This is a genomic window from Bacteroides sp. AM16-13, from assembly GCF_003602705.1.
Classification (GTDB): Bacteria; Bacteroidota; Bacteroidia; order Bacteroidales; family Bacteroidaceae; genus Bacteroides; species Bacteroides xylanisolvens.
This window is the reverse complement of the sequence record NZ_QTLK01000005.1, coordinates 46,630-71,850: the sequence shown is the minus strand read 5'-3', so window position 1 is coordinate 71,850 and position 25,221 is coordinate 46,630. Positions and strand designations below refer to the sequence as shown.

General features: G+C 43.6%; 16 protein-coding genes and 1 pseudogene. 15 read left to right on the top strand and 2 right to left on the bottom strand.

Going from position 1 to position 25,221, the window contains the following annotated elements; genetic code table 11:
• Positions 1-87: 87 nt before the first annotated feature.
• Positions 88-666: a peptidylprolyl isomerase gene (locus DW173_RS05140; RefSeq protein WP_004313581.1), complete on the bottom strand. Its 579-nt coding sequence runs from the start codon at positions 664-666 to the stop codon at positions 88-90.
• A gap of 481 nt (positions 667-1,147) precedes the next feature.
• On the opposite strand from DW173_RS05140, the gene ilvD reads away from it, so the two are divergent.
• The 6 genes and pseudogenes from ilvD (at position 1,148) to DW173_RS05110 (ending at position 9,401) form a co-directional block, all read left to right on the top strand.
• Complete coding sequence (ilvD, locus tag DW173_RS05135; RefSeq protein WP_004306743.1) at positions 1,148-2,947, top strand: dihydroxy-acid dehydratase; 1,800 nt, start codon at positions 1,148-1,150, stop codon at positions 2,945-2,947.
• Positions 2,948-3,071: 124 nt separating this feature from the next.
• The gene (gene ilvB / locus DW173_RS05130) at positions 3,072-4,766 is read left to right on the top strand and encodes a biosynthetic-type acetolactate synthase large subunit (RefSeq protein ID WP_004313582.1); all 1,695 of its coding nucleotides are present in this window, start codon (positions 3,072-3,074) and stop codon (positions 4,764-4,766) included.
• A 57-nt stretch (positions 4,767-4,823) separates the two neighbouring features.
• On the top strand, positions 4,824-5,381 hold the full coding sequence (gene ilvN / locus DW173_RS05125) for an acetolactate synthase small subunit (RefSeq protein ID WP_004299476.1): 558 nt from the start codon (positions 4,824-4,826) through the stop codon (positions 5,379-5,381).
• A 5-nt stretch (positions 5,382-5,386) separates the two neighbouring features.
• Entirely contained in the window at positions 5,387-6,130 is a 744-nt protein-coding gene (locus DW173_RS05120) for an acyl-[acyl-carrier-protein] thioesterase (protein WP_087320514.1), read from the top strand.
• Between the two features lie 67 nt (positions 6,131-6,197).
• Positions 6,198-7,241 carry a ketol-acid reductoisomerase gene (gene ilvC / locus DW173_RS05115; protein WP_008024804.1) on the top strand — a complete coding sequence of 348 codons (1,044 nt, stop codon included), beginning with the start codon at positions 6,198-6,200 and terminating at the stop codon, positions 7,239-7,241.
• Between the two features lie 191 nt (positions 7,242-7,432).
• Positions 7,433-9,401: pseudogene (locus tag DW173_RS05110) on the top strand (LruC domain-containing protein).
• Positions 9,402-9,544: 143 nt separating this feature from the next.
• Here DW173_RS05110 and DW173_RS05105 read toward each other — a convergent pair.
• Positions 9,545-11,482 (bottom strand): AAA domain-containing protein, encoded by a 1,938-nt coding sequence (locus DW173_RS05105; protein ID WP_055236385.1) that lies wholly within the window; start codon positions 11,480-11,482, stop codon positions 9,545-9,547.
• A 66-nt stretch (positions 11,483-11,548) separates the two neighbouring features.
• Here DW173_RS05105 and DW173_RS05100 point away from each other — a divergent pair, with 66 nt between their 5' ends.
• The 9 genes from DW173_RS05100 (at position 11,549) to DW173_RS05060 (ending at position 24,767) form a co-directional block, all read left to right on the top strand.
• On the top strand, positions 11,549-13,792 hold the full coding sequence (locus DW173_RS05100) for an aconitate hydratase (RefSeq protein ID WP_008024798.1): 2,244 nt from the start codon (positions 11,549-11,551) through the stop codon (positions 13,790-13,792).
• 3 nt (positions 13,793-13,795) lie between these two features.
• Positions 13,796-14,992: an NADP-dependent isocitrate dehydrogenase gene (icd, locus tag DW173_RS05095; RefSeq protein WP_008650282.1), complete on the top strand. Its 1,197-nt coding sequence runs from the start codon at positions 13,796-13,798 to the stop codon at positions 14,990-14,992.
• Positions 14,993-15,012: 20 nt separating this feature from the next.
• Entirely contained in the window at positions 15,013-16,356 is a 1,344-nt protein-coding gene (locus DW173_RS05090) for a citrate/2-methylcitrate synthase (RefSeq protein ID WP_004299485.1), read from the top strand.
• 193 nt (positions 16,357-16,549) lie between these two features.
• A complete protein-coding gene (locus DW173_RS05085) occupies positions 16,550-17,311 on the top strand; it encodes a DUF1295 domain-containing protein (RefSeq protein WP_087320508.1) in 762 nt (253 codons plus the stop codon).
• Positions 17,312-17,362: 51 nt separating this feature from the next.
• Entirely contained in the window at positions 17,363-18,586 is a 1,224-nt protein-coding gene (locus tag DW173_RS05080) for an NADH:flavin oxidoreductase (RefSeq protein WP_004315786.1), read from the top strand.
• Positions 18,583-19,434 carry an SDR family oxidoreductase gene (locus DW173_RS05075; protein ID WP_008770745.1) on the top strand — a complete coding sequence of 284 codons (852 nt, stop codon included), beginning with the start codon at positions 18,583-18,585 and terminating at the stop codon, positions 19,432-19,434. The genes DW173_RS05080 and DW173_RS05075 overlap by 4 nt, the downstream gene beginning before the upstream one ends.
• Before the next feature lie 191 nt (positions 19,435-19,625).
• Positions 19,626-22,040 (top strand): TonB-dependent receptor, encoded by a 2,415-nt coding sequence (locus DW173_RS05070; protein ID WP_120143950.1) that lies wholly within the window; start codon positions 19,626-19,628, stop codon positions 22,038-22,040.
• 40 nt (positions 22,041-22,080) lie between these two features.
• On the top strand, positions 22,081-23,469 hold the full coding sequence (locus DW173_RS05065) for a DUF4374 domain-containing protein (RefSeq protein WP_049702344.1): 1,389 nt from the start codon (positions 22,081-22,083) through the stop codon (positions 23,467-23,469).
• 89 nt (positions 23,470-23,558) lie between these two features.
• Positions 23,559-24,767: a PepSY-associated TM helix domain-containing protein gene (locus DW173_RS05060; protein WP_120143948.1), complete on the top strand. Its 1,209-nt coding sequence runs from the start codon at positions 23,559-23,561 to the stop codon at positions 24,765-24,767.
• Positions 24,768-25,221: the final 454 nt, after the last annotated feature.

The following is a 25,221-nucleotide window of genomic DNA, read 5'->3' as shown; positions in this document are numbered from 1 at the left end:
TGACGGCATAAAAAAAGTATTAAGTATTAAAACTCCGGCTATATCCGCACGAAATTAATACTTAATACTTTATACTTAATACTTCAATTAATGACAGTGTCCACCTTCGCAACCGCAGTCGTCGCCACAGCCATCACCGCAGCTGTCGCATCCGCAACCGCAACCACCTTCGCCACTCATCATTTTCACCAATTCCTGGATTTCTTCGTTGGTAGCAGGACGGCTTTCCAGTATTTCACCTTCGAAAATCAGGTCGGCACCAGCCAACGGGTGATTGAGGTCAACTACTACAACATCCGGTTTGATTTCTACTACGCTGGCATTCACGCGCTGACCGTCGCCAGTCATCAAAGGTACGATGTTACCTTCTTTAATACGTTCGCTGTCAAACTTGCCATCTATTTCAAAAATATTTTTGGGGAGGTCAATAACGTGTTGTTCGTCATATTGTCCGTAAGCCTTATCTGCCGGAATGGTAAAATCAAATTTATCACCTTTAGAAAGAGCAGTTATCTGATTTTCGAAATCTTCGAGTGTTGTTCCTAATCCTGAAATGAATTGAAAGGGATGTTCTGCTTTTGCTTCTTCGAACAACTCTTTTTCACCATCTTCCATTGTATATAGTTTGTATGCAACGGTAATGTACTTGTTTTCTACTGTTTCCATCTGATCTTTTTTGTTTCTGATTAATAATTCCCGTAAATACGGGTCTACAAAGATACGAATTATTTGCTTGTACTCCGGTATAGGGAGGGTAAATTTCAGATTATTAAGTGCTTTTGTCAGAAAAAGAAAGTGAGGCGCGCAGTTAGATAATAGTTGTAAATTCAACCTTTAAGTGATAAAATAGAGAAATAATACCTCTCTTTTCTTACAATTATTCGCTTTTAAGTGATTTTTTTCTTCGATTTGTTTGGATATAATAAAAAAGCCCTTACCTTTGCAGCACGAAAATAAAGAAAAGAAGATATGAATATGTTACATACATCTATTAACCTAGCAGTCCTGCATATTATTCGCGTCGTGGTGGTCCCATCAAGAGCGTGAGAAAGGTTTTTGTGTTGTATGTGTTCGTACCATAAAAGATAGAATTTAGAGCCTTTCTCACTTGTGTGAGGAAGGCTCTTTAATTAAAAGATAGATTGAAATGAAAAAGCAATTACGCAGTTCGTTTAGTACACAAGGCCGTCGGATGGCGGGAGCCCGTGCATTGTGGGCAGCCAACGGCATGAAGAAGAATCAGATGGGTAAACCCATTATCGCTATCGTCAATTCGTTCACACAGTTTGTCCCGGGGCATGTACACCTACATGAAATCGGTCAGCTGGTGAAGGCAGAGATTGAGAAGCTGGGATGCTTCGCTGCGGAATTCAATACAATAGCTATCGACGATGGTATAGCAATGGGACATGACGGTATGCTTTATTCGCTTCCTTCACGTGACATCATTGCAGACAGCGTAGAATATATGGTCAATGCGCACAAGGCAGATGCAATGGTATGTATCAGCAATTGCGATAAGATCACTCCCGGAATGTTGATGGCGGCTATGCGTCTGAATATCCCTGCCGTATTTGTATCGGGTGGTCCGATGGAAGCGGGAGAATGGAATGGCCAGCACCTGGATTTGATCGATGCGATGATTAAATCGGCCGACGAAAGTGTTAGCGATCAGGAAGTAGCGAATATCGAGCAAAATGCTTGTCCTACTTGCGGATGCTGCTCCGGTATGTTTACCGCCAACTCGATGAACTGCCTGAATGAAGCAATCGGACTGGCTCTTCCCGGCAACGGAACCATTGTAGCGACACACGAAAACCGTACGCAACTTTTCAAAGACGCTGCGGAACTGATCGTGAAAAATGCAAAATTATATTATGAAGAAGGAGACGAAAGTGTACTTCCCCGTAGCATCGCTACCCGTCAGGCTTTCCTGAACGCCATGACGCTGGATATAGCAATGGGGGGATCTACCAATACGGTTCTTCACTTGTTGGCCGTTGCTCACGAAGCAGAGGTAGACTTCAAGATGGATGATATCGACATGCTTTCCCGCAAGGCTCCTTGTCTCTGCAAGGTGGCTCCCAATACACAGAAATATCATATTCAAGATGTAAACCGTGCCGGTGGTATCATTGCCATTATGGACGAACTGGCAAAGGGCGGTTTGATAGATACATCCGTTCGTCGGGTAGACGGAATGTCACTGGCAGAAGCCATTAACGAATATTCAATCACCAGCCCGAATGTGAGCGAAAAGGCAATTAAAAAATATTCGAGTGCAGCCGGAAATAGATTCAATCTCGTACTTGGTTCACAGGGCATGTACTATAAGGAACTGGATAAGGACCGTGCAAACGGATGTATTCGTGACTTGGAACATGCTTACAGCAAAGACGGCGGACTGGCCGTATTGAAAGGTAATATTGCTCAAGATGGTTGTGTAGTAAAAACAGCAGGTGTAGACGAAAGTATCTGGAAGTTTACCGGACCTGCCAAAGTATTTGATTCGCAAGAAGCAGCCTGTGAAGGCATCCTCGGAGGTCGAGTCGTCAGTGGCGACGTCGTCGTCATCACGCACGAAGGTCCGAAGGGTGGTCCCGGTATGCAGGAAATGCTTTATCCTACCTCTTATATAAAATCCCGTCATCTCGGAAAAGAATGTGCTTTGATTACCGACGGACGTTTCAGCGGTGGAACTTCCGGATTGAGTATCGGACATATTTCTCCTGAAGCGGCAGCTGGAGGCAATATCGGAAAAATTGTAGACGGAGACATTATCGAAATCGATATTCCGGCCCGGAAGATTAACGTGCGACTGACGGATGAAGAACTGGCGGCCCGTCCGATGACTCCTGTTACTCGTGACCGTTATGTACCGAAGAGCCTGAAGGCGTATGCCAGCATGGTAAGCTCTGCCGATAAGGGAGCAGTGAGAATTATATAATATAGTTGGTGATAGTTGATAGGTAATAGTTAGCTGCGCAGCACTTAGCGCAATGATTGTAAACCATTCATTTTCAACTGTCATTTCTCAACTATCATTTATCATTTATCAACTATCAACTAATATGAAAGATTTAATAACAGGTGCAGAGGCTTTGATGCGCTCCTTGGAACATCAGGGAGTGACTACCATCTTTGGTTACCCCGGTGGTTCTATTATGCCGGTATTCGATGCCTTGTACGATCATCAAAATATATTGAATCATATCTTGGTTCGTCACGAACAGGGAGCTGCCCATGCCGCACAGGGTTATGCCCGTGTATCGGGTGATGTAGGTGTTTGCCTGGTGACGAGCGGTCCCGGAGCAACCAATACGGTAACAGGCATTGCGGATGCGATGATCGATAGTACGCCTATCGTAGTGATTGCCGGACAGGTCGGAACAGGCTTTCTTGGGACGGATGCTTTTCAGGAAGTTGACTTGGTAGGTATCACCCAGCCAATCACTAAATGGAGTTATCAGATTCGCCGTGCGGAAGATGTAGCCTGGGCGGTAGCACGTGCGTTTTACATTGCCCGTAGTGGTCGTCCGGGGCCGGTGGTACTGGACTTTGCCAAAAATGCGCAAGTAGAGAAAACGAAATACGAACCGACGAAAGTCGATTTTATCCGTAGCTATGTTCCTGTTCCCGATACGGACGAGGAGTCTGTACAGGCTGCTGCCGAACTGATTAATAACGCTGAACGTCCGCTTGTATTGGTTGGACAAGGTGTTGAACTGGGAAATGCACAGAGCGAATTGCGCGAGTTTATCGAAAAAGCGGATATGCCTGCGGGTTGTACGCTGCTCGGGCTTTCGGCTTTGCCAACAGAACATCCGTTGAATAAAGGTATGTTGGGTATGCACGGCAATCTGGGACCGAATATCAATACCAATAAATGTGATGTGCTGATTGCTGTCGGTATGCGTTTTGACGACCGTGTGACCGGTAATTTGGCTACTTATGCCAAACAGGCAAAAGTGATTCATTTTGATATCGATCCTGCGGAAGTTAATAAGAATGTAAAGGTAGATGTAGCTGTATTGGGAGATTGCAAGGAAACACTGGCTTCTGTGACGAAACTTCTGAAAAAGCACACTCATACCGAATGGATTGATAGCTTCAAAGAATATGAGAAAGTAGAGGAGGAAAAAGTAATCCGTCCTGAACTTCATCCTGCCACAAACTCGTTGAGTATGGGGGAAGTGGTACGTGCGGTAAGTGACGCTACTCACCATGAAGCTGTTTTGGTAACAGATGTAGGTCAAAATCAGATGATATCTGCACGCTACTTTAAATATACGAAAGAACGCAGTATCATTACTTCCGGAGGACTTGGAACAATGGGCTTCGGGCTTCCCGCAGCTATCGGGGCAACTTTCGGAGCACCGGAACGTACCGTATGCGTATTTATGGGAGATGGCGGACTGCAAATGAATATTCAGGAACTGGGTACGATTATGGAGCAGAAGGCTCCGGTGAAGATTATCTGCCTGAACAATAATTACCTCGGAAACGTACGTCAGTGGCAAGCTATGTTTTTCAACCGTCGCTATTCGTTTACCCCGATGTTGAATCCGGATTATATGAAAGTGGCCTCGGCTTATGATATTCCTTCCAAACGTGCTTTCACTCGTGAAGAACTGAAGGAAGCTATTGCTGAAATGCTGGCAACGGACGGTCCGTTCCTGCTCGAAGCTTGCGTGGTGGAAGAAGGCAATGTTTTGCCGATGACTCCTCCAGGTGGTTCGGTAAACCAGATGTTGCTGGAGTGCTAGGAGAAGTTGAGAGTTGAGAATGGAGAGTTGAGGGTTCGCATTTAAAAAATTAGAGTTATGAGTGATAAAACGTTATATACAATCATTGTTCATTCGGAGAATATAGCCGGGTTGCTGAATCAGGTAACTGCTGTATTTACCCGTCGGCAAATAAATATTGAGAGTCTGAATGTATCTGCTTCTTCTATTAAAGGTGTACATAAGTATACAATAACAGCCTGGACTGATAAGGACATCATTGAGAAGGTAGTGAAACAGATCGAAAAGAAGATCGACGTGATTCAGGCACATTATTTCACAGAGGATGAAATTTATTTCCACGAGATTGCATTATATAAGGTGTCTACTCCTGCTTTTCAGGAGAATCCGGAAGCATCCAAGCTGATCCGTAGATACAATGCACGTATAGTGGAAGTCAATCCGGTATTTTCCATTGTCGAGAAAAATGGAATGAGCGAAGATATAACTTCGCTCTATGGTGAACTGAAGGCTTTGAATTGTGTTTTGCAGTTTGTTCGTTCGGGACGTGTAGCGATTACTACCAGCTGTTTTGAACGGGTGAATGAGTTTCTCGATGGACGGGAAGCTATGTATAACCAAAGTAAAAACCAATAAGAATAATGAATGAAGAAAATAGAATAGGGACTTATCAGTTTGTGGCAGAACCGTTCCATGTTGACTTCAACGGACGTCTGACTATGGGGGTACTGGGAAATCATCTGCTGAATTGTGCAGGTTTTCACGCCAATGACCGTGGTTTTGGTATTGCAACGCTGAATGAGGACAATTACACATGGGTGCTTTCACGTCTGGCTATTGAGTTGGATGAAATGCCTTATCAGTATGAGAATTTCTCGGTTCAGACGTGGGTGGAAAATGTCTACCGCTTGTTTACGGACCGTAATTTTGCTATTATTGATAAGGATGGGAAGAAGATTGGCTACGCACGTTCCGTATGGGCAATGATTAATCTTAATACCCGCAAGCCTGCCGACTTGCTGACCTTGCACGGAGGAAGTATCGTAGACTATGTTTGTGATGAACCTTGCCCTATTGAAAAGCCTTCACGCATCAAAGTGACAAGCGATCAGCCGATAGCTACCCTGACGGCAAAATACAGTGATATAGATATTAACGGTCATGTGAACAGCATCCGTTACATCGAGCATATCCTTGATTTGTTCCCGATTGAGCTGTATAAGACCAAACGTATCCGTCGTTTTGAAATGGCGTATGTGGCGGAAAGCTATTTTGGTGATGAACTCTCTTTCTTCTGCGATGAAGTGAACGCAAGCGAGTTTCATGTAGAAGTGAAGAAGAATGGCAGCGAAGTTGTTTGCCGCTCGAAAGTGATATTTGAATAAATGTGAGAATATAAAATCAATTAATAACGGATGGCGTAAGTCATCAAAAACTAAAAACAAAAAGAAAATGGCACAGTTGAATTTTGGAGGTACTACTGAAACTGTAGTAATCCGTGACGAATTTCCATTGGAAAAAGCTCGTGAAGTATTGAAAAATGAAACAATCGCTGTAATCGGTTATGGCGTACAGGGTCCTGGACAGGCACTGAACTTGCGTGATAACGGTTTCAATGTAATCGTTGGTCAACGTGAAGGAAAAACATACGATAAAGCAGTAGCAGACGGATGGGTTCCGGGTGAAACTTTGTTCGGCATCGAAGAAGCTTGCGAGAAAGGTACTATTGTAATGTGTCTGTTGTCTGACGCAGCAGTAATGTCAGTATGGCCTACTATCAAGCCTTACCTGACTGCCGGAAAAGCTCTTTATTTCTCACACGGTTTTGCTATCACTTGGAACGACCGTACAGGTGTAGTTCCTCCTGCTGATATCGACGTTATCATGGTTGCTCCTAAAGGGTCGGGTACATCTTTGCGTACTATGTTCCTCGAAGGACGTGGCTTGAACTCTTCTTATGCTATCTATCAGGATGCTACAGGCAAGGCTTACGAAAGAACCATCGCACTGGGTATCGGTATCGGTTCTGGTTATCTGTTCGAAACAACTTTCCAACGTGAAGCTACTTCTGACTTGACAGGTGAACGTGGTTCATTGATGGGGGCTATCCAAGGTTTGTTGCTGGCACAGTACGAAGTATTGCGTGAAAACGGTCATACTCCTTCTGAAGCATTCAATGAAACAGTGGAAGAACTGACACAGTCGTTGATGCCGTTGTTCGCAAAGAACGGTATGGACTGGATGTACGCTAACTGCTCTACTACTGCTCAACGTGGTGCTCTCGATTGGATGGGCCCATTCCACGATGCTATCAAACCGGTAGTTGAAAAGTTGTATAACAGTGTGAAGACTGGTAACGAAGCACAGATTTCTATCGACAGTAATTCACAACCTGATTATCGTGAAAAATTGAACGAAGAACTCCGTCAATTACGCGAGAGCGAAATGTGGCAGACTGCTGTAACTGTTCGTAAACTTCGTCCGGAGAATAATTAAACTGGATAAATTATACAAGTTTTAAGAGGGGAGAGAGCAAATAGTTCTCTCCTTTTTTATTGGAAATACATTGTATAAAAGGAGGAGTGAATCCTTTAAATTGCTTTTTTTAGAAAAATATATCTATAATATGACTAAAATATGCAAGTTTATGTTTATATTTGCACCATCAAATAAAATAAACGAGAAGTATGATGTATTTTAACTTGCCCAAAAGAATGATTAACATTACTAAATTAGTATGTGTTATTGGTGTTGTTTCTGTTGCTTTCTCCAGCTGTTTGCAGAAAGATGTATATGATCCTGCTAATTCAGGAGATAAAGAAGAGGAGGTTACTTTAGATAACTATTTCGACTTTGCTACTACTAAAAATATTCAATTGAATATTGATTATGGAAAAGGAATGTCCTAGAGCTTATTTTGAAGTTTATGCTGAAAATCCGCTTTCTTATGTGGCAGAAGGCGGTCAGATTATAAAGAAAGCAGGGGTGTCACACATTGCAACCGGATTTACAGATATACAAGGACGTTATATCAAACCGGCTTCTTTCCCGACAGCTGTTTCAGAAGTTTATATTTATTCTCCGGATTTTGGTGTGCCGACTTTGTATAAAACTAAAGTTGTCGGTTCGGATGTCAGCGCAAAAATAACCTTCGAGAATGCTCTTGATGTTACTCCTGTGGATTCATCAACGAGAAGTGCACAAACAAGATCCTCTTTGAAATTTATTACAAATGTAATTCCGAATGTATTAGGAACTTGGAATGTAAATACTGGTAGACCTAACTATCTGGATGCTTCCAAAAAAATAAATGTGGACGCAACTCTCAAGAGTTATATAACGACATATTTTCCGGAAGGAAAGAATAATGTAGGAACTAATTTAGTCTCTGATGATGCTGATATTCTGATAAAAGAAGATGCGAATGTCGTTGTCAACTATTTCGGAGGAGATACAGGTGCGCAAAGTGTGTTTGCTTACTATTGTTATTCGGAAAATGCCAGTATTGATAAAATAAGACAAGCTGCAAAGCATGCATGTGTAATCTTCCCTAATGTACATAAAAGTAGTCTGGGTAATTATAGTGGGGTTGCGGTGAATTTGAAATATATTGATGAGACAGGCAGCTTTCCGGAAGAAGAACCGGAACGTATCCCAGCAGGTACAAAGATTGGTTTCCTAATTTGGAATGACGGTTGGAGAGGTGTTAAGGCTAATGGGAATATGTTCTACTCAACCAAATCTTTGAATAGTGACAAAATTTCTCACACTGCAATTTTTGCAGCAAAAAATAAAGCAGGTGATAGAGTGAATGTTATCACTATGGAAGACTGGAAAAACGGTGAAAATGACTATAATGATGTTGCTTTCGTTATCTCTTCTAATCCTATTGCTGCTATTGAAGTTCCGGATGTTCCTAATCCGGGTGATCGACAAGGAACAGAAAAGTATTCTGGAGTGCTTGGCTTTGAAGATAACTGGCCTGAACAAGGAGATTATGACTTGAATGATGTAGTCATGAAATATCAGTCAAGTGTTGATTATAATATAGATAATAAAGTTCTTAATATTATTGATAAGTTCACATTGGCTTGGACGGGAGCTAATTATAAAAACTCGTTTGCGTATGAGGTTCCTTTCGATTTGAGTAAAGCGTCCCAAGTAATAATCAATGGCGATGAAATTACTTCCTATTCAGGTAATGTGATAACATTATTCAAGGATGCTAAAGCTGAATTGGGAGTATCCAATGTGAATGCGGAGGATATGATTAATCAGAATATTCAAGAGAAGACATATACGGTATCCATACAATTTAATAACCCTACTCTTGATAAATCAGTGGTGGTAGCTCCTTATAACCCTTTTATAAAAGTATTCAACTCTGCCACAGAAGTCCATCTGACAGATCATAAGCCGACGACTGGTGCGAATAATCGTTTCCCTTCCGGAGCTGATATTTCTCGTGGTGATGTAGATGGTGCCTATTTCATTTGCAAAGATGGTTTTCCGTTTGCAATTCATGTAGATGCTCGTTTGGACGCTTCTATTTTGAATTTAGATCTTAAAAAGGAGAATCAGCGCATTGATAAAACATATCCTAAATTTGCAGAATGGGCAAAAACGCGCGATCCGCAAATAAAATGGTGGAAATAGTTGGAGTGCATTGGAATAATCGACTATCTTTGAGGGTGAAAAATTAAGAATAGTACTGATGTAAAATATTGTTTGTTTTGTTTGTGTTAAAAAAAGTGTGGTTTCGGGAGAAAGTGTGCTTTGTTAAAAGGAGGATTAAGTATTTAATCCTCCTTTTTAATGAATAACATCAACCTTTTATAGAAAGGATGCTTGGCAAGGGTGGAGGTATCTCCTAATATAACAAGTTTCATTCGTGCCCGCGTAATCGCTACATTCATTCTTCGCAAGTCATTTAGAAACCCGATTTGTCCGTCCTCGTTGGCACGTACGAGACTGATGAAAATAACGTCTCGCTCCTGTCCCTGAAAGCCGTCTACCGTATTCACGGTGATGAGGCTGCGGAAAGGGCGTAAAAAGCTGCTTCCTTTTATTTTTCCTCTCAAATATTGCACTTGTGCCTTGTATGGCGAAATCAGACCGAAATCAATTCTTTCATCCAGTATTCGCTCTTTGCCGATACGTTCGATGTAAGTTTCCAGTTCTTGCAGTAGTAGGTTGGCTTCCTGCTTATTGATGCGTCCGAAGCTTTCTCCTACAAAATCTTCGTGAAAGTCCATCTCTGAAGTATCGATCCAGTTCATGGGAGTGTCGAAATCAAGAATCCCCCGATAGCGTACTTCCGGAGCAGCTTCCAGTTCTCCGTGATAAAACCAGTCGGAGGGAAACTGCATGATGGTTTCATGCATTCTGTACTGTACTTTTAATAGAGAGACCGCGGAAGGTTTTTGTTGAACGACTTTTTCCATTAATGTATGATCCAATCCTCCACGGGAAGCTTCTATACATTTGATAGTCGGCGGAAGCTGACAATGATCTCCTGCAAGGATGACCCGGTCTGCTTTGCGGATAGCGATCCAGCAGGCAGCTTCGAGGGCTTGTGCAGCTTCGTCGATGAATAAAGTCGAAAAACGACGTCCGTTGAGCAGGCGGTGGTTGCTGCTGACTAGGGTAGAAGCAATCACACGGGCACTGTCGAAAAGATCGGCATTGATTTGTATTTCCAACTCCGTGGCACGGTCGCGGAGACGACTCATGCGATTACGCATTCCTTCCCGTTCAGAATAACTACCCCGGCGCATCCGGCTACCCATTTCGCGGATAGATTTACGGATTCCCCAAAGCTCCGGATAGGCAGGATGACTTTCAAACCGGCGTTCGTAGGTGGATGAAAGCATTTTGTCGTTGACTCGGGTCGGATTTCCAATGCGGAGCACGGGTACTCCCCGGTCTACCAGTTTCTCACAAATCCAGTCGACAGCCGTGTTGCTTTGTGCACAGACAAGCACTTGTGGTTCCCGGTGTAACGTTTCGTAAATCGCTTCGACAAGAGTCGTTGTCTTTCCGGTTCCCGGAGGACCGTGAACAATAGATACGTCACGCGTACATAGCACCTTGTTGACTGCTGTTTCCTGTGTACTGTTCAGCCATGGAAAGCGGACAGGATATAATTCGCGGAATCCCGGTTTTTGGGTACCCAACAAAATGTCGCGCAGTTCCGCCAGGCGGTTGTCTTTGGCGCGTATCGTGTCTTCCAGTGCCTCGAACATGGCCCGGTACGATGTTTCGTCAAAATAAAGTTGTACCCCCAGTATACCGTCAGTTTGCAGTTCCGCTAAAGCTCCCGCTCCGGGGAGTACAACGACCATTCGTTCTTCGTCGGCAAAGCTGACGGTAGCGATGAAATCCATATACTTCACTTTTCCTTCGAATGACTGGTGGAAAAAGCAAACAGGACGGCCGAACTCAAAGGAATGCTCTATTTCTTTATTTTCGGTCCGTGTAATATCTATTACAAGCTGATTCAGCGAATTGTAGTAACTTCGGCCAAGAGAGACAGGATACCAGCAGAGACCGCGCTTCACTTTACGGGCAACGCCCATTGTTTCGGTCTGCCGCTTAAATTCTTCCTTCTCATATTCATACTCCATCCGCAGGAGGAGTTGCTGCTGCTGAAGGTCTATAATGGGACTTTTCGGATTATTACTCATAATAGGCGCAAAGGTAACAAATCTTCGTTCCGGGTAGAAAAAATATTTCATTTTGTTAAACATTACTCGAACGTCGTTCGTTATTTTAATAGATAGACTAAAAAAACAAAAAGCAATATGGTATATGATGTGACTATGTTAGAAGCTTTCTACGCTGCTTATAAAGGAAAGGTAGAACACGTACGGGCTATACTGAAACGCCCTTTGACGTTGGCCGAGAAGATTTTGTATGCTCATCTGTATGATGTAGCCGATTTGAAAGATTACAAACGGGGGGAGGATTATGTGAATTTCCGTCCCGACCGTGTGGCTATGCAGGATGCAACTGCGCAGATGGCATTGCTTCAATTTATGAATGCAGGTAAGGATCAGGTGGCTGTGCCTTCAACAGTGCATTGCGATCACTTGATACAGGCGTATAAAGGTGCAAAGGCGGATATTGCTACGGCAAGACTAACCAATGAAGAAGTATACGACTTCCTCCGTGATGTATCTTCCCGTTATGGTATCGGCTTCTGGAAACCGGGAGCAGGAATTATCCATCAGGTAGTGCTCGAAAACTATGCTTTCCCCGGCGGTATGATGGTGGGAACAGACTCTCATACGCCTAATGCAGGCGGACTGGGCATGGTGGCTATCGGTGTTGGTGGTGCGGATGCCGTGGATGTGATGACAGGAATGGAATGGGAGCTGAAAATGCCGAAGATTATCGGTGTCCGTCTGACCGGAAAACTAAGCGGTTGGACCTCTCCGAAAGACGTGATTCTGAAACTGGCCGGCATCCTTACCGTAAAAGGAGGAACGAATGCTATTATCGAATATTTTGGTCCCGGAACCGAATCCCTTTCTGCTACCGGGAAAGCTACCATTTGCAATATGGGTGCCGAAGTTGGAGCTACTACCTCTTTATTCCCGTTTGACGGACGCATGGCTACTTATTTGAGAGCTACCGGAAGAGATTGTGTAGTCGATTGGGCTGAATCTGTTGGTGCAGACCTTCGTGCAGACGACATTGTGACCGACGAACCATCCAACTATTACGACCGTGTGATTGAAATTGACTTGTCAGAACTCGAACCTTATATAAACGGGCCGTTTACACCGGATGCCGCTACTCCTATCTCTGAATTTGCAGAAAAAGTGTTATTGAACGGCTACCCTCGTAAAATGGAGGTGGGCTTGATAGGTTCATGTACCAATTCTTCTTATCAGGATTTGAGCCGTGCAGCTTCTCTGGCAAAGCAGGTGACAGAAAAGAATTTGAGCGTCGCTTCTCCGCTGATCGTCAATCCGGGTTCGGAGCAAATCCGGGCTACTGCCGAAAGAGACGGTATGATTGAAGCTTTTGAACGGTTGGGAGCCACGATTATGGCAAATGCTTGTGGACCTTGTATCGGTCAGTGGAAACGTCAGACGGACGATCCGACACGAAAAAACTCAATCGTCACCTCTTTCAATCGTAATTTTGCCAAACGCGCTGACGGTAATCCCAACACATACGCGTTTGTAGCTTCTCCGGAACTAACGATGGCGTTAACAATAGCCGGTGATCTCTGTTTCAACCCGTTGAAAGACAGACTGGTGAATCATAACGGAGAAAAAGTGAAACTCTCCGAGCCTGTAGGAGATGAACTTCCTTTGAAAGGTTTTGAACAGGGAAATGAGGGATATATTGCCCCCCACGGAGCAAAAACGGAAATCAGGGTAAAACCGGATTCCCAACGTCTCCAGCTTCTGACTCCTTTCCCGGCATGGGACGGACAGGACTTGCTGAACATGCCTTTATTGATTAAAGCACAGGGAAAATGTACTACCGACCATATCTCTATGGCAGGTCCATGGCTCCGCTTCCGGGGACATTTGGAGAATATTTCCGACAATATGCTGATGGGAGCTGTCAATGCTTTCAATGGTGAAACGAATAGTGTTTGGAATCGTTCGACAAATACTTATGGAACAGTTTCCGGTACGGCAAAGATGTATAAATCCGAAGGTATTCCGTCTATTGTTGTTGCCGAAGAGAATTATGGAGAAGGTTCCAGCCGTGAACATGCAGCCATGGAACCACGCTTCCTCAATGTACGTGTCATTTTGGCTAAGAGTTTTGCCCGTATCCACGAAACAAATCTGAAAAAACAAGGAATGCTTGCTCTTACTTTTGTAGATAAAGTAGACTATGACAAGATTCGGGAACACGATCTTTTGTCCGTATCAGGCTTAGTCCATTTCGCACCGGGGCGCAATCTGACGATTATTCTTCATCACGAAGACGGAACGAAAGAAAGTTTTGAAGTGCAACATACCTATAATGAACAGCAGATAGCTTGGTTCCGTGCCGGTTCTGCCTTAAATACAAGATAAAAAATGAGCAAAATAACCATGCAAACAGATGGTACGCTGTTGGTACCCGATGTGCCTACCGTACCTTATATTACCGGCGATGGAGTAGGAGCCGAAGTAACTCCTGCCATGCAAGCCGTAGTGGACGCAGCTATCCGGAAAGCATACGGCGGCAAACGTCGGATCGAATGGAAAGAAGTGTTGGCGGGAGAACGTGCCTTCAACGCGACTGGTTCCTGGTTGCCGGATGAAACAATGGAAACCTTTCAGGAATACCTGGTAGGAATCAAAGGTCCGTTGACAACTCCTGTCGGAGGTGGAATCCGTTCGTTGAACGTAGCACTGCGTCAGACACTTGATTTATACGTCTGTCTTCGTCCGGTTCGTTGGTATCAGGGAGTACAGTCGCCTGTCAAATCACCGGAGAAAGTGAATATGTGTGTGTTCCGTGAAAATACGGAAGATATTTATGCAGGTATCGAATGGGAAGCCGGAACTCCGGAAGCTGAAAAGTTCTATCAATTCTTGAAAGACGAAATGGGCGTGACAAAAGTCCGTTTCCCGGAAACCTCTTCTTTCGGTGTGAAACCTGTATCACGTGAGGGCACGGAGCGTCTTGTACGTGCTGCCTGCCAGTATGCGCTCGACCATCATTTGCCTTCCGTAACACTGGTGCATAAAGGGAATATCATGAAGTTTACCGAAGGTGGTTTCAAAAAATGGGGCTACGAACTGGCGCAACGTGAATTTGGCGATGCTTTGGCAGATGGCAGACTGGTGATAAAAGATTGCATTGCAGATGCTTTCTTACAAAATACACTCCTGATTCCCGAAGAATATTCCGTAATAGCCACCTTAAACCTCAATGGAGACTACGTTTCCGACCAACTGGCGGCCATGGTAGGCGGTATCGGCATCGCTCCGGGAGCAAACATCAACTACCAGACAGGTCATGCCATCTTTGAAGCGACTCACGGAACAGCCCCCAATATTGCGGGAAAAGATGTGGTGAACCCTTGTTCTATTATCCTTTCGGCAGTAATGATGCTCGAATATTTTGACTGGAAAGAAGCGGCTGCTCTGATAGAGAAAGCCTTGGAACAAAGCTTCTTGGACGCTCGTGCTACACACGATTTAGCCCGTTTTATGCCGAATGGAACCTCCCTCTCTACTTCCGCTTTCACTCGTGAGATCGTGGAAAGAATTGAAAAACAAAAGTAACGAATAAAAAACGAAGAAAGATGAAAAAAGAGTACTTGATTTACAAGCTTTCCGAGGAAATGAAGGAAGCTACCCGGATTGATACAGAATTGTTCTCCAAGTTTGATGTGAAGCGCGGATTGCGTAATGAAGACGGCACAGGTGTATTGGTAGGTTTAACCAGAATCGGTAATGTAGTAGGATATGAACGTGTTCCGGGGGGGGGACTGAAACCCATACCGGGAAAACTGTTCTATCGCGGTTATGATGTAGAAGATATTTCTCACGCTATAATCAAAGAGAAACGCTTTGGCTTCGAAGAAGTGGCTTACCTATTGCTTTCCGGACGTCTGCCGGATAAAGAAGAATTGCTTTCTTTCCGTGAGTTGATTAATGACAATATGCCGTTGGAACAGAAAACGAAAATGAACATCATCGAGTTGGAAGGAAACAACATCATGAATATTCTTTCACGCAGCGTATTGGAAATGTATCGTTTTGACGCAAATGCGGATGATACCTCCCGGGATAACCTGATGCGTCAGAGTATTGAACTGATTTCAAAGTTCCCCACTATCATCGCTTATGCTTATAATATGCTTCGTCATGCTACTTTCGGACGTTCTCTGCATATCCGCCATCCGCAGGAAAAGCTCTCTATTGCCGAGAATTTCCTGTATATGCTGAAAAAAGACTATACCGAACTGGATGCACGTACCCTCGATTTGTTATTGATTCTTCAGGCAGAGCACGGTGGTGGTAATAACTCCACTTTCACCGTTCGCGTTACTTCTTCTACCGGAACAGATACTTATTCGGCCATCGCCGCCGGTATCGGTTCGCTGAAAGGCCCGCTTCACGGAGGTGCCAATATTCAGGTTGCCGACATGTTTCAGCACCTGAAGGAAAATATTAAAGACTGGACAAGTGTAGATGAGATAGACACTTATTACACCCGAATGTTGAACAAAGAAGTGTATAACAAAACCGGATTGATCTATGGTATCGGACATGCCGTTTATACCATCTCCGACCCTCGTGCTCTTCTATTGAAAGAACTGGCTCGCGACCTTGCCCGTGAAAAAGGCAGAGAAAGCGAATTTGCTTTTCTTGAACTGCTGGAAGAACGTGCCATCGCTACTTTCGGACGGGTTAAAAACAACGGAAAGACAGTGTCCAGCAATATCGACTTTTATTCGGGCTTCGTGTATGAAATGATCGGTTTGCCGCAGGAAATCTTCACTCCACTGTTTGCCATGGCGCGTATCGTAGGCTGGTGTGCACACCGCAATGAAGAATTAACCTTCGACGGTAAACGGATTATCCGCCCGGCTTATAAAAATGTACTTGATGATTTGGCTTATATCCCAATTAAGAAACGCTGATAAGAACAAATCCTTTTATTAAATAGATAAGTAATCCCGGATGTGTGCCCGATCATTTCAGAAGCGCATCCGGGAAATTTTACATTTTCTCCTTTTTTATGTTCGTAAAAGAATGTACTTCAGATTCTTTCTATTTTTTGTATCGTCATTTATCTCATTTTTGTTATTTTTGCGTGTTACAAAATAGATCGGTATGAGTATAGATACTTTTAATCTGTTTCTGGGGGTGATGAGCCTGATTGCTTTGTTTGTTTTTATCGCCCTTTACTTTGTGAAAGCCGGATATGGTATTTTCCGCACAGCATCGTGGGGAGTAGCTATCTCCAATAAACTAGCCTGGATATTGATGGAAGCTCCGGTTTTCGTGGTGATGTGCGTGATGTGGATCTATTCCGAACGTCGGTTCGAGCCGGTGATTTTCACTTTCTTCCTCTTCTTTCAGATTCACTATTTTCAGCGTGCTTTCATCTTCCCTTTGCTATTGAAAGGAAAAAGTAAGATGCCGCTGGCAATCATGTCGATGGGAGTTCTTTTTAATCTGCTGAATGGTTATATGCAAGGAAAATGGATTTTCTATCTTGCTCCCGAAACGATGTATCAATCCGGTTGGTTCACTTCACCGTGGTTTATTATCGGCACACTGCTCTTTTTCGCAGGTATGCTGTTGAACTGGCAGTCGGATTATATCATCCGTCATTTGCGCAAACCGGGAGACACCCGGCATTATCTGCCTCAAAAAGGAATGTACCGTTATGTCACTTCCGCCAACTATTTCGGTGAGATAGTAGAATGGGCAGGTTGGGCGATACTCACTTGTTCACTTTCCGGTCTGGTCTTCCTTTGGTGGACGATTGCTAACCTTGTTCCCCGTGCCAACGCTATTTGGTGCCGTTACCGCGAAGAATTCGGAGACGCAGTGGGAGAACGGAAACGAGTGTTCCCTTTTCTTTATTAGGGGCGCTTTTCATCACGACTTACGTATGACTTAAATAAAATATCAACTACTATGGAATCTAAACTTTTTAGCCCGGTCACCTTTGGTCCTTTGACGCTGCGGAATCGAACAATCCGTTCGGCAGCTTTTGAGAGCATGTGTCCGGAGAATACTCCCACGCAGATGTTGCTGGATTACCATCGGTCGGTAGCTGCGGGGGGAGTGGGTATGACAACAGTGGCTTATGCTGCCGTGACACAAAGCGGACTTTCTTTCGACCGTCAGTTGTGGTTGCGTCCGTCCATTATTCCCCGTTTACACGAACTGACAAAAGCCGTGCACGATGAAGGTGCCGCAGTAGGTATACAAATCGGGCATTGTGGAAATATGTCCCATAAAAATATATGTGGTGTCACTCCTATATCCGCATCTTCAGGCTTCAACCTCTATTCTCCTACGTTTGTGCGTGGAATGGAAAAAGAGGAGCTGCCGGAAATGGCGAAAGCGTATGGAAATGCAGTCAATCTGGCGAGGAAAGCCGGATTTGACGCCGTTGAAGTACATGCGGGGCACGGCTATTTGATTAGTCAATTCCTGTCTCCCTACACCAATCATCGGAAAGATGAATATGGCGGTTCGCTCGAAAACCGGATGCGTTTTATGGATATGGTGATGGAAGAAGTGATGAAAGCGGCAGGCAGTGATATGGCAGTTTTCGTAAAAATGAATATGCGCGACGGTTTCAAAGGAGGAATGGAGATTGACGAATCCATACAAGTGGCTAAACGACTGTTGGAACTTGGCGCTCATGGATTGGTGTTGAGTGGTGGTTTTGTCAGCAAAGCGCCGATGTATGTAATGAGAGGTGCCATGCCGATTCGTTCGATGTCTTACTATATGAATTGTTGGTGGCTGAAATACGGAGTCCGTATGTTTGGCAAATGGATGATCCCCTCTGTGCCCTTCAAAGAGGCCTATTTCCTTGAAGATGCACTGAAATTCCGTGCGGCTCTTCCGGATGCGCCGTTGATTTATGTCGGTGGTCTTGTTTCCCGTCAGAAAATAGATGAAGTGCTCGATTCCGGTTTTGATGCCGTGCAGATGGCGAGAGCATTACTGAACGAACCGGGATTCGTGAACCGGATGAAACAGGAGGAACAAGCACGCTGCAACTGTGGACACAGTAATTATTGCATAGGACGTATGTATACGATAGAAATGGCTTGTCATCAACATTTGAAAGAACAATTACCTTCCTCTTTACAAAAGGAGATTGATAAACTGGAGAAAAAATGAGTGAAATGAAATGGGCAATCATCACCGGTGCGGACGGAGGAATGGGAACAGAAATAACACGTGCCGTAGCCAAAGCCGGTTATCGAATCATAATGGCTTGTTATCATCCGAAGAAAGCGGAGGTTGTTCGTGAACGTTTGAGCAAGGAAATTGGAAACCCGGATTTGGAAGTAATAGCTATCGATTTATCTTCTATGCAATCCGTAGTTGCTTTTGCCAGTCAGATCTTAGAAAGGAATCTTCCCATCTCTTTGTTAATGAATAATGCCGGAACGATGGAGACAGGTTTTCATACTACTTCCGAAGGATTCGAACGAACAGTAAGTGTGAACTACATGGGACCTTATCTGCTTACCCGGAAATTAATTCCGTTGATGGTGCGTGGAGCGCGTATCGTAAATATGGTTTCCTGTACATACGCAATCGGCAAGCTCGACTTCCCAGATTTCTTTCATAGAGGGAAAACGGGAACGTTTTGGCGGATTCCTGTTTACAGTAACACGAAGTTGGCTTTATTATTGTTTACTTTCGAGCTTTCCGAGCAACTTCGAGAGAAGGGGATTACCGTCAATGCTGCCGATCCGGGAATTGTTTCTACTGATATCATCACTATGCACAAGTGGTTCGATCCGTTAACGGATATTTTTTTCCGTCCTTTTATCCGTAAACCCAAGAAAGGGGCTTCTACGGCAATCGGTTTACTGTTGGACGAAAAGGAAGCCGGTGTGACAGGACAACTGTATGTCAATAACCACCGGAAAAACTTGTCTGATAAATACACGAATCATGTGCAAAAAGAGCAGTTGTGGGAGGTAACGGAACGTGCGTTGGCGAGTTGGCTGAAGTAGGTTTTCTTTTCTTTTTTTATTTAAATTATCCAGTATTTACTTATATATAGGTATTGTACATATCTATATATCTCATTTTTGTTGTCTTATTTTTACCAATAGATAGGGATTGTTTGGCATCCCTCTTTCTGCTTACCTTTGCATCGCTTTTAGAGCAATGAAAAGGTATAAAGTAAAAAGGTAAAAAGGAGATGAGCAATAAATATTTTTTGGTTTTTCTGGCATTCTTGTTTTCCGTATCCGTATATTCACAACATGGGCGTCACCGTAATAGTTTAATTTCGGGTAGAGTAATGTCCACGGAGAAAGAAGTGGTGGATTTTGCGACAGTTTATCTGAAAGGAACCAACCAAGGATGCTATACAGATGAAAAAGGTATATATCATTTGAAAACTACAGCCGGTGAATATACACTTGTCGTTTCGGCTATCGGTTATCAAACGGTAGAAAAGAAAGTTAAATTAGCCAAGGGAGAAAGAATAAAAGTAAACGTCACTATCGCACCGGCGGTAAAAGAACTGGGAGAGGTGCTGGTCACGACATCCGGAGTCGGTCGTGTGAATCAGTCTGCTTTTAATGCGGTAGCCATTGATGCGAAGAAATTGCATAATAGTACGCAGACTTTGGCAGGTGCACTGACTAAAGTGCCCGGTGTAAAACTCCGCGAATCAGGTGGAGTGGGGTCGGATATGCAATTGTATATCGATGGCTTTAGCGGGAAACATGTGAAAATCTTCATTGACGGCATACCACAGGAGGGAGCCGGTGCCGCATTCGATTTGAACAATGTTCCTATTAATTTTGCCGACCGTATAGAAGTCTATAAAGGAGTAGTTCCTGTAGGATTCGGAACCGATGCTATTGGGGGAGTGGTTAATATTGTCACCAACAAGCAACCCGGAAAGTGGTTTATGGACGCTTCCTATTCTTACGGGTCATTTAATACTCATAAATCATACGTGCGCTTCGGACAAACGTTCAAGAATGGTTTTATGTATGAGGTCAATGCTTTTCAGAATTTCTCGGATAATGATTATTATGTAGACACTTATGTACGCGAATTTGAGATTAAAGAAGATGGAAGCGTACGTTTTCCGCCACTTGACAAAAATAAGATTTATCATCTGAAACGTTTTAATGACCAGTATCATAATGAAGCCGTGATTGGAAAAATCGGCCTGGTAGGAAAGAAATGGGCAGATCGTTTGGCGTTGAGTTTCAATTATTCTCATTTCTATAAAGAGATACAAACAGGCGTTTATCAAGATGTCGTGTTCGGTGAAAAATTCCGCAAAGGACATTCGTTGGTCCCTTCTTTAGAATATTACAAAAAGAACTTATTGGTGAAAAACCTGGATCTGCTGTTGACTGCCAATTACAATCATAATATCACCAATAATGTCGATACCGCTTCGCGGGCTTACAACTGGCGTGGAGATTTTTATGAAAAAGGTAGCCGGGGAGAACAGTCTTACCAGAACAGTGAATCTAAAAATAAAAACTGGAATGGGACGCTGAAGATGAATTATCATATCGGACAGGCGCATACGTTTACTTTCAGTCATGTAATCAGTGATTTTGAACGTACGAGCCGCTCTACCATCGGTGCTTCTTCCAAATTCACGGACTTTTCTATTCCTAAAATCACCCGTAAAAACGTCAGCGGGCTTTCTTACCGTCTGATGCCGTCGGACAGATGGAATGTGTCGGCATTTGCCAAATATTACCGGCAATACAACAAGGGACCGGTATCGCAGAATACGGATGGAATAGGCAATTATATCAATCTGTCCAATACGGCAAGCGCTCTTGGATATGGAGCGGCAGGTACCTATTTTATATGGAAAGATCTTCAGGTGAAACTTTCGTACGAAAAGGCTTTCCGCCTGCCGACCACGGACGAACTCTTTGGAGATGAAGACCTTGAAGCTGGCAAAATGAATCTGAAACCGGAGAAAAGTGATAATGTCAATTTGAGTTTCAGCTATAATCATCAGTTTGGCAAGCATGGATTGTATGCCGAGGCCGGTTTGATATATCGGGATACGAAAGATTACATAAAAAGAGGACTGGACGTATTGGGAGGAACAAGCTACGGATATTATGAGAACCACGGTCACGTAAGGACCAAAGGGTATAATTTGTCATTGCTTTATAGCTTCTCGCATTGGTTTGATATAGGAGGAACATTCAATAGCATCGATACTCGTGATTACGAAAAGTTTCTGGCGGGTTCTTCTTTGCAGGAAAGCATGCACTATAAGGTGCGTATGCCGAATCTGCCCTATCGTTATGCTAATATCAATGCAAATTTTTATTGGAATGACCTGTTTGTCAAAGGAAATGTGTTGAGCATCGGCTATGATAGCTACTGGCAGCACGATTTTCCTCTTTATTGGGAAAATCTCGGAGATAAAGATTCAAAGAATATGGTGCCGGAACAGTTTTCTCATAATCTGTCTTTGTCCTACACCATGAAGAATGGACGTTATAATGTATCATTTGAATGTCGGAATTTCACCGATGCCCAACTGTTTGACAATTTTAGCCTGCAAAAAGCGGGGCGCGCATTCTATGGAAAGTTCAGAGTGTTTTTCGGTAAATAATAAGAGTAAGTTTTTAGTATCAATCAATAATAAAGAATATATGAAGAAGTTTTTATTACAGGCTTTTGCTGTAGCTTTTTGTTTGAGTAGCGGTGTGTTTGTGGCATCTTGCGACGATGATAATAATTCGGTGGATAACCCTCCGATTGATGGAGAAACGGCTTATGTGGTGGCTGCCACAACTGGTGAAGCAAGTTATTTGGTAGTAGCCAATTCTTTGGATGAAGGAACAGTGTCGACTCAAGGGAATGGAACTGAAGTGATTGGCGGTACCTATTGGGTATATAAAGGATTGGATTATGTGTTTGCTTTAGTTTATAATAAAGGTGGCGCAGGTACAGGAGCTTCCTATTATCTGGGTGCAGATGGTAAAATGAAAGAAAAGTACACATACACTTATAATCGTATCACGTCTTATGGAACCTGGGGGGATAAAGTGGTGACTGTTTCCACCGGGGACTCGAAAATAACGGATGAGGATCAGAATGTGGCTCAAGCATTGTTGTTCAACTATCTGGATGCAACCGACGGCAGTCAGGAAGAGGGTACCTTGCTTGCCGAAAATTACTTGGGTAATGGTGAAAAAGTTTCATGGGCAGGTCTGGTTGAAGCTAACAATAAGATTTATACGTCTGTCATCCCAATGGGAATGAGTAAGTACGGTATTAAAAAATGGCCGGAAGCTGTGACAGATCAGGAACTTGTGACTAAGACTGACGGTGGTAGCGGCAGCGGTGCATATACAGCCGGTGTTATTCCTTCTACACAATACCCGGATAATGCTTACGTGGCAATTTATAGTGGCACGAACTTCAATGAGACTCCGGTGATTGCCAAGACTGATAAAATAGGCTATGCATGCGGTCGTATGCGTTCACAATATTATCAGACCATTTGGGCTGCTGATAATGGTGACGTCTATGTGTTCTCTCCCGGATATGGACGTACGGCAGTTTCATCTTCAGATTTGAAGAAGGTAACAGGACAGAAGCCTTCGGGCGCAATGCGTATCAAAGCAGGCGCAACAGATTTCGATCCGGATTACTATGTGAACTTTGAAGAGATAGGCACAAAACACCCTATTTTCCGTTGCTGGCACATCTCTGAAGATTACTTCCTGCTTCAATTGTATAAAAAGGGAGCGGAAGATATGATTAATGGCGGTACAAGTGCAGATGTCAGCGAATTAGCTGTTTTCAAGGCGGAAGATCAGACGATTATGCCTGTTACAGGTCTGCCGGCTGACGGAAAGTTTGGTGGCGAGCCTTATGGAGAAAAAGGGTATGCTTATATGGCTGTCACTGTGACTACGGGCGAGAAACCGGCCTTCTATAAAATAGACGCAAAAACAGGCAAGGCAGTCAAAGGTTTGACGGTAGAAGCTGACGCTATCACTACGGTAGGTAAGATGGAATATCTTTCAAAATAATACAGTCGGTTAAATAGAGAATCTTTTGTATATAAAAGCCTGCCGAGCGGAAAGCTTTGCAGGCTTTTTCAAGAAATAGGATTGAAAACATGAAAAAAATATTCAGAAAGATACATTTGTGGCTTTCCGTCCCTTTCGGACTGATAATAACTCTTGTCTGCTTCTCCGGTGCCATGCTGGTATTTGAAAATGAGGTGAATGAGTGGTTTCGACGCGATCTTTACTACGTAGAAACGGTAAAGGAGTCTCCTCTTTCTATGGATAAGCTGCTTGAAAAAGTGGCAACGACATTGCCTGACAGTGTATCGGTGACCGGTGTCAGCATATCTTCTGATCCCGGACGTGCGTATCAGGTTAGTCTTTCCAAACCACGTCGTGCATCTTTGTATGTAGACCAGTATACGGGCGAAGTAAAAGGAAAAAGTGAGCGTAGCGGCTTTTTTATGTTTATGTTCCGAATGCATCGCTGGCTGCTGGATAGTATGAATCCGGGAAATGAAGGGATCTTTTGGGGCAAAATGATTGTAGGTGTCAGTACGCTTTTACTTGTTTTTGTACTGATTTCGGGAATTGTCATTTGGTGGCCGCGTACACGTAAAGCATTGAAGAATAGCCTGAAAATAACAGCAACAAAAGGTTGGAGAAGGTTTTGGTATGACTTGCATGTGGCAGGTGGAATGTATGCTCTGATCTTTCTACTGGCTATGGCACTGACGGGATTGACCTGGTCTTTTCCGTGGTATCGGACAGCTTTCTATAAGGTCTTCGGGGTGGAAGTACAGCAACGTGCCGCCCAAGGACATGAACAGAAAAGTGATGCTCAAAAGAGGGATACCAAACTGGCAGCCCATCGGGAAAAGAAAAGAGAAGGAAATGAGGTTCGAAAGGGTGAAAGAAGCAGACGTCCGGAAAACAATCACAGTGATATGTACTCGGTAACTTCACCATTCGTTTATTGGCAGGAGATTTATGATAAACTAAGACGTCAGAATCCGGAGTATAAGCAAATCAGTATTTCTTCTGGTACGGCAAGCGTGTCTTTCAACCGTTTCGGGAATCAGCGGGCATCTGACCGTTATTCTTTCAATACGGATAATGGTGAATTTACAGAAACAAGTCTTTATCAACATCAAGACAAGTCGGGAAAGATTCGTGGTTGGATTTATTCTGTGCATGTTGGTAACTGGGGAGGAATGTTTACTCGCATACTTACCTTTATTGCTGCCTTATTGGGGGCTGCACTACCACTGACTGGATATTATTTATGGATAAAAAGACTCATAAAGGTACGGAAATGAATGAAATTTTTTCCTACTATAAAGTTGAAAAACATAAAAACATCTGCCACCTGCAACGAAACGCGTGTAATACACTAGTCAATAGATAGTTGTAACGTTGCAGATACCTGTGGCAGATAGGTTGCAGATAAAGTATCTGCAACACGTTATATAATCAAAGAAAAAGCCTTGCTTCCTTTGTGCAAAGCTATGGGATAATTGGGGTGACCCTATGGAGAAATTGTGGTGTCTCTACGGGGAAACGACAGTATCCTTACGTAGAAACTGTAGTGTCCCGCCTTAGAAACTCTCGTTTCCTGCCGTGGAAACTGTAATTTCTAATGCCGGAAACGACAGTTCCCCGCCTGGAAACGGGAAGTTAATGTATATAATAAACTTTTGCACCCATGGAGAATTGGCTTTGCAAGGCTTATACTGTGTTGCAGATACTTTGATCTGCAACCTATCTGCAACA

Excerpts from the sequence above, each read along its gene's own strand:
- ilvB (WP_004313582.1), top strand. The coding sequence starts at position 3,072 with ATGAAAGATTTAATAACAGGTGCAGAGGCTTTGATGCGCTCCTTGGAA.
- ilvD (WP_004306743.1), top strand. The coding sequence starts at position 1,148 with ATGAAAAAGCAATTACGCAGTTCGTTTAGTACACAAGGCCGTCGGATG.
- DW173_RS05065 (WP_049702344.1), top strand. The coding sequence starts at position 22,081 with ATGAAGAAGTTTTTATTACAGGCTTTTGCTGTAGCTTTTTGTTTGAGT.
- DW173_RS05090 (WP_004299485.1), top strand. The coding sequence starts at position 15,013 with ATGAAAAAAGAGTACTTGATTTACAAGCTTTCCGAGGAAATGAAGGAA.
- icd (WP_008650282.1), top strand. The coding sequence starts at position 13,796 with ATGAGCAAAATAACCATGCAAACAGATGGTACGCTGTTGGTACCCGAT.
- DW173_RS05060 (WP_120143948.1), top strand. The coding sequence starts at position 23,559 with ATGAAAAAAATATTCAGAAAGATACATTTGTGGCTTTCCGTCCCTTTC.
- DW173_RS05140 (WP_004313581.1), bottom strand. The coding sequence starts at position 666 with ATGGAAACAGTAGAAAACAAGTACATTACCGTTGCATACAAACTATAT.
- DW173_RS05075 (WP_008770745.1), top strand. The coding sequence starts at position 18,583 with ATGAGTGAAATGAAATGGGCAATCATCACCGGTGCGGACGGAGGAATG.
- DW173_RS05080 (WP_004315786.1), top strand. The coding sequence starts at position 17,363 with ATGGAATCTAAACTTTTTAGCCCGGTCACCTTTGGTCCTTTGACGCTG.
- DW173_RS05120 (WP_087320514.1), top strand. The coding sequence starts at position 5,387 with ATGAATGAAGAAAATAGAATAGGGACTTATCAGTTTGTGGCAGAACCG.
- DW173_RS05100 (WP_008024798.1), top strand. The coding sequence starts at position 11,549 with ATGGTATATGATGTGACTATGTTAGAAGCTTTCTACGCTGCTTATAAA.
- DW173_RS05070 (WP_120143950.1), top strand. The coding sequence starts at position 19,626 with ATGAGCAATAAATATTTTTTGGTTTTTCTGGCATTCTTGTTTTCCGTA.
- ilvN (WP_004299476.1), top strand. The coding sequence starts at position 4,824 with ATGAGTGATAAAACGTTATATACAATCATTGTTCATTCGGAGAATATA.
- DW173_RS05105 (WP_055236385.1), bottom strand. The coding sequence starts at position 11,482 with ATGAAATATTTTTTCTACCCGGAACGAAGATTTGTTACCTTTGCGCCT.
- ilvC (WP_008024804.1), top strand. The coding sequence starts at position 6,198 with ATGGCACAGTTGAATTTTGGAGGTACTACTGAAACTGTAGTAATCCGT.
- DW173_RS05085 (WP_087320508.1), top strand. The coding sequence starts at position 16,550 with ATGAGTATAGATACTTTTAATCTGTTTCTGGGGGTGATGAGCCTGATT.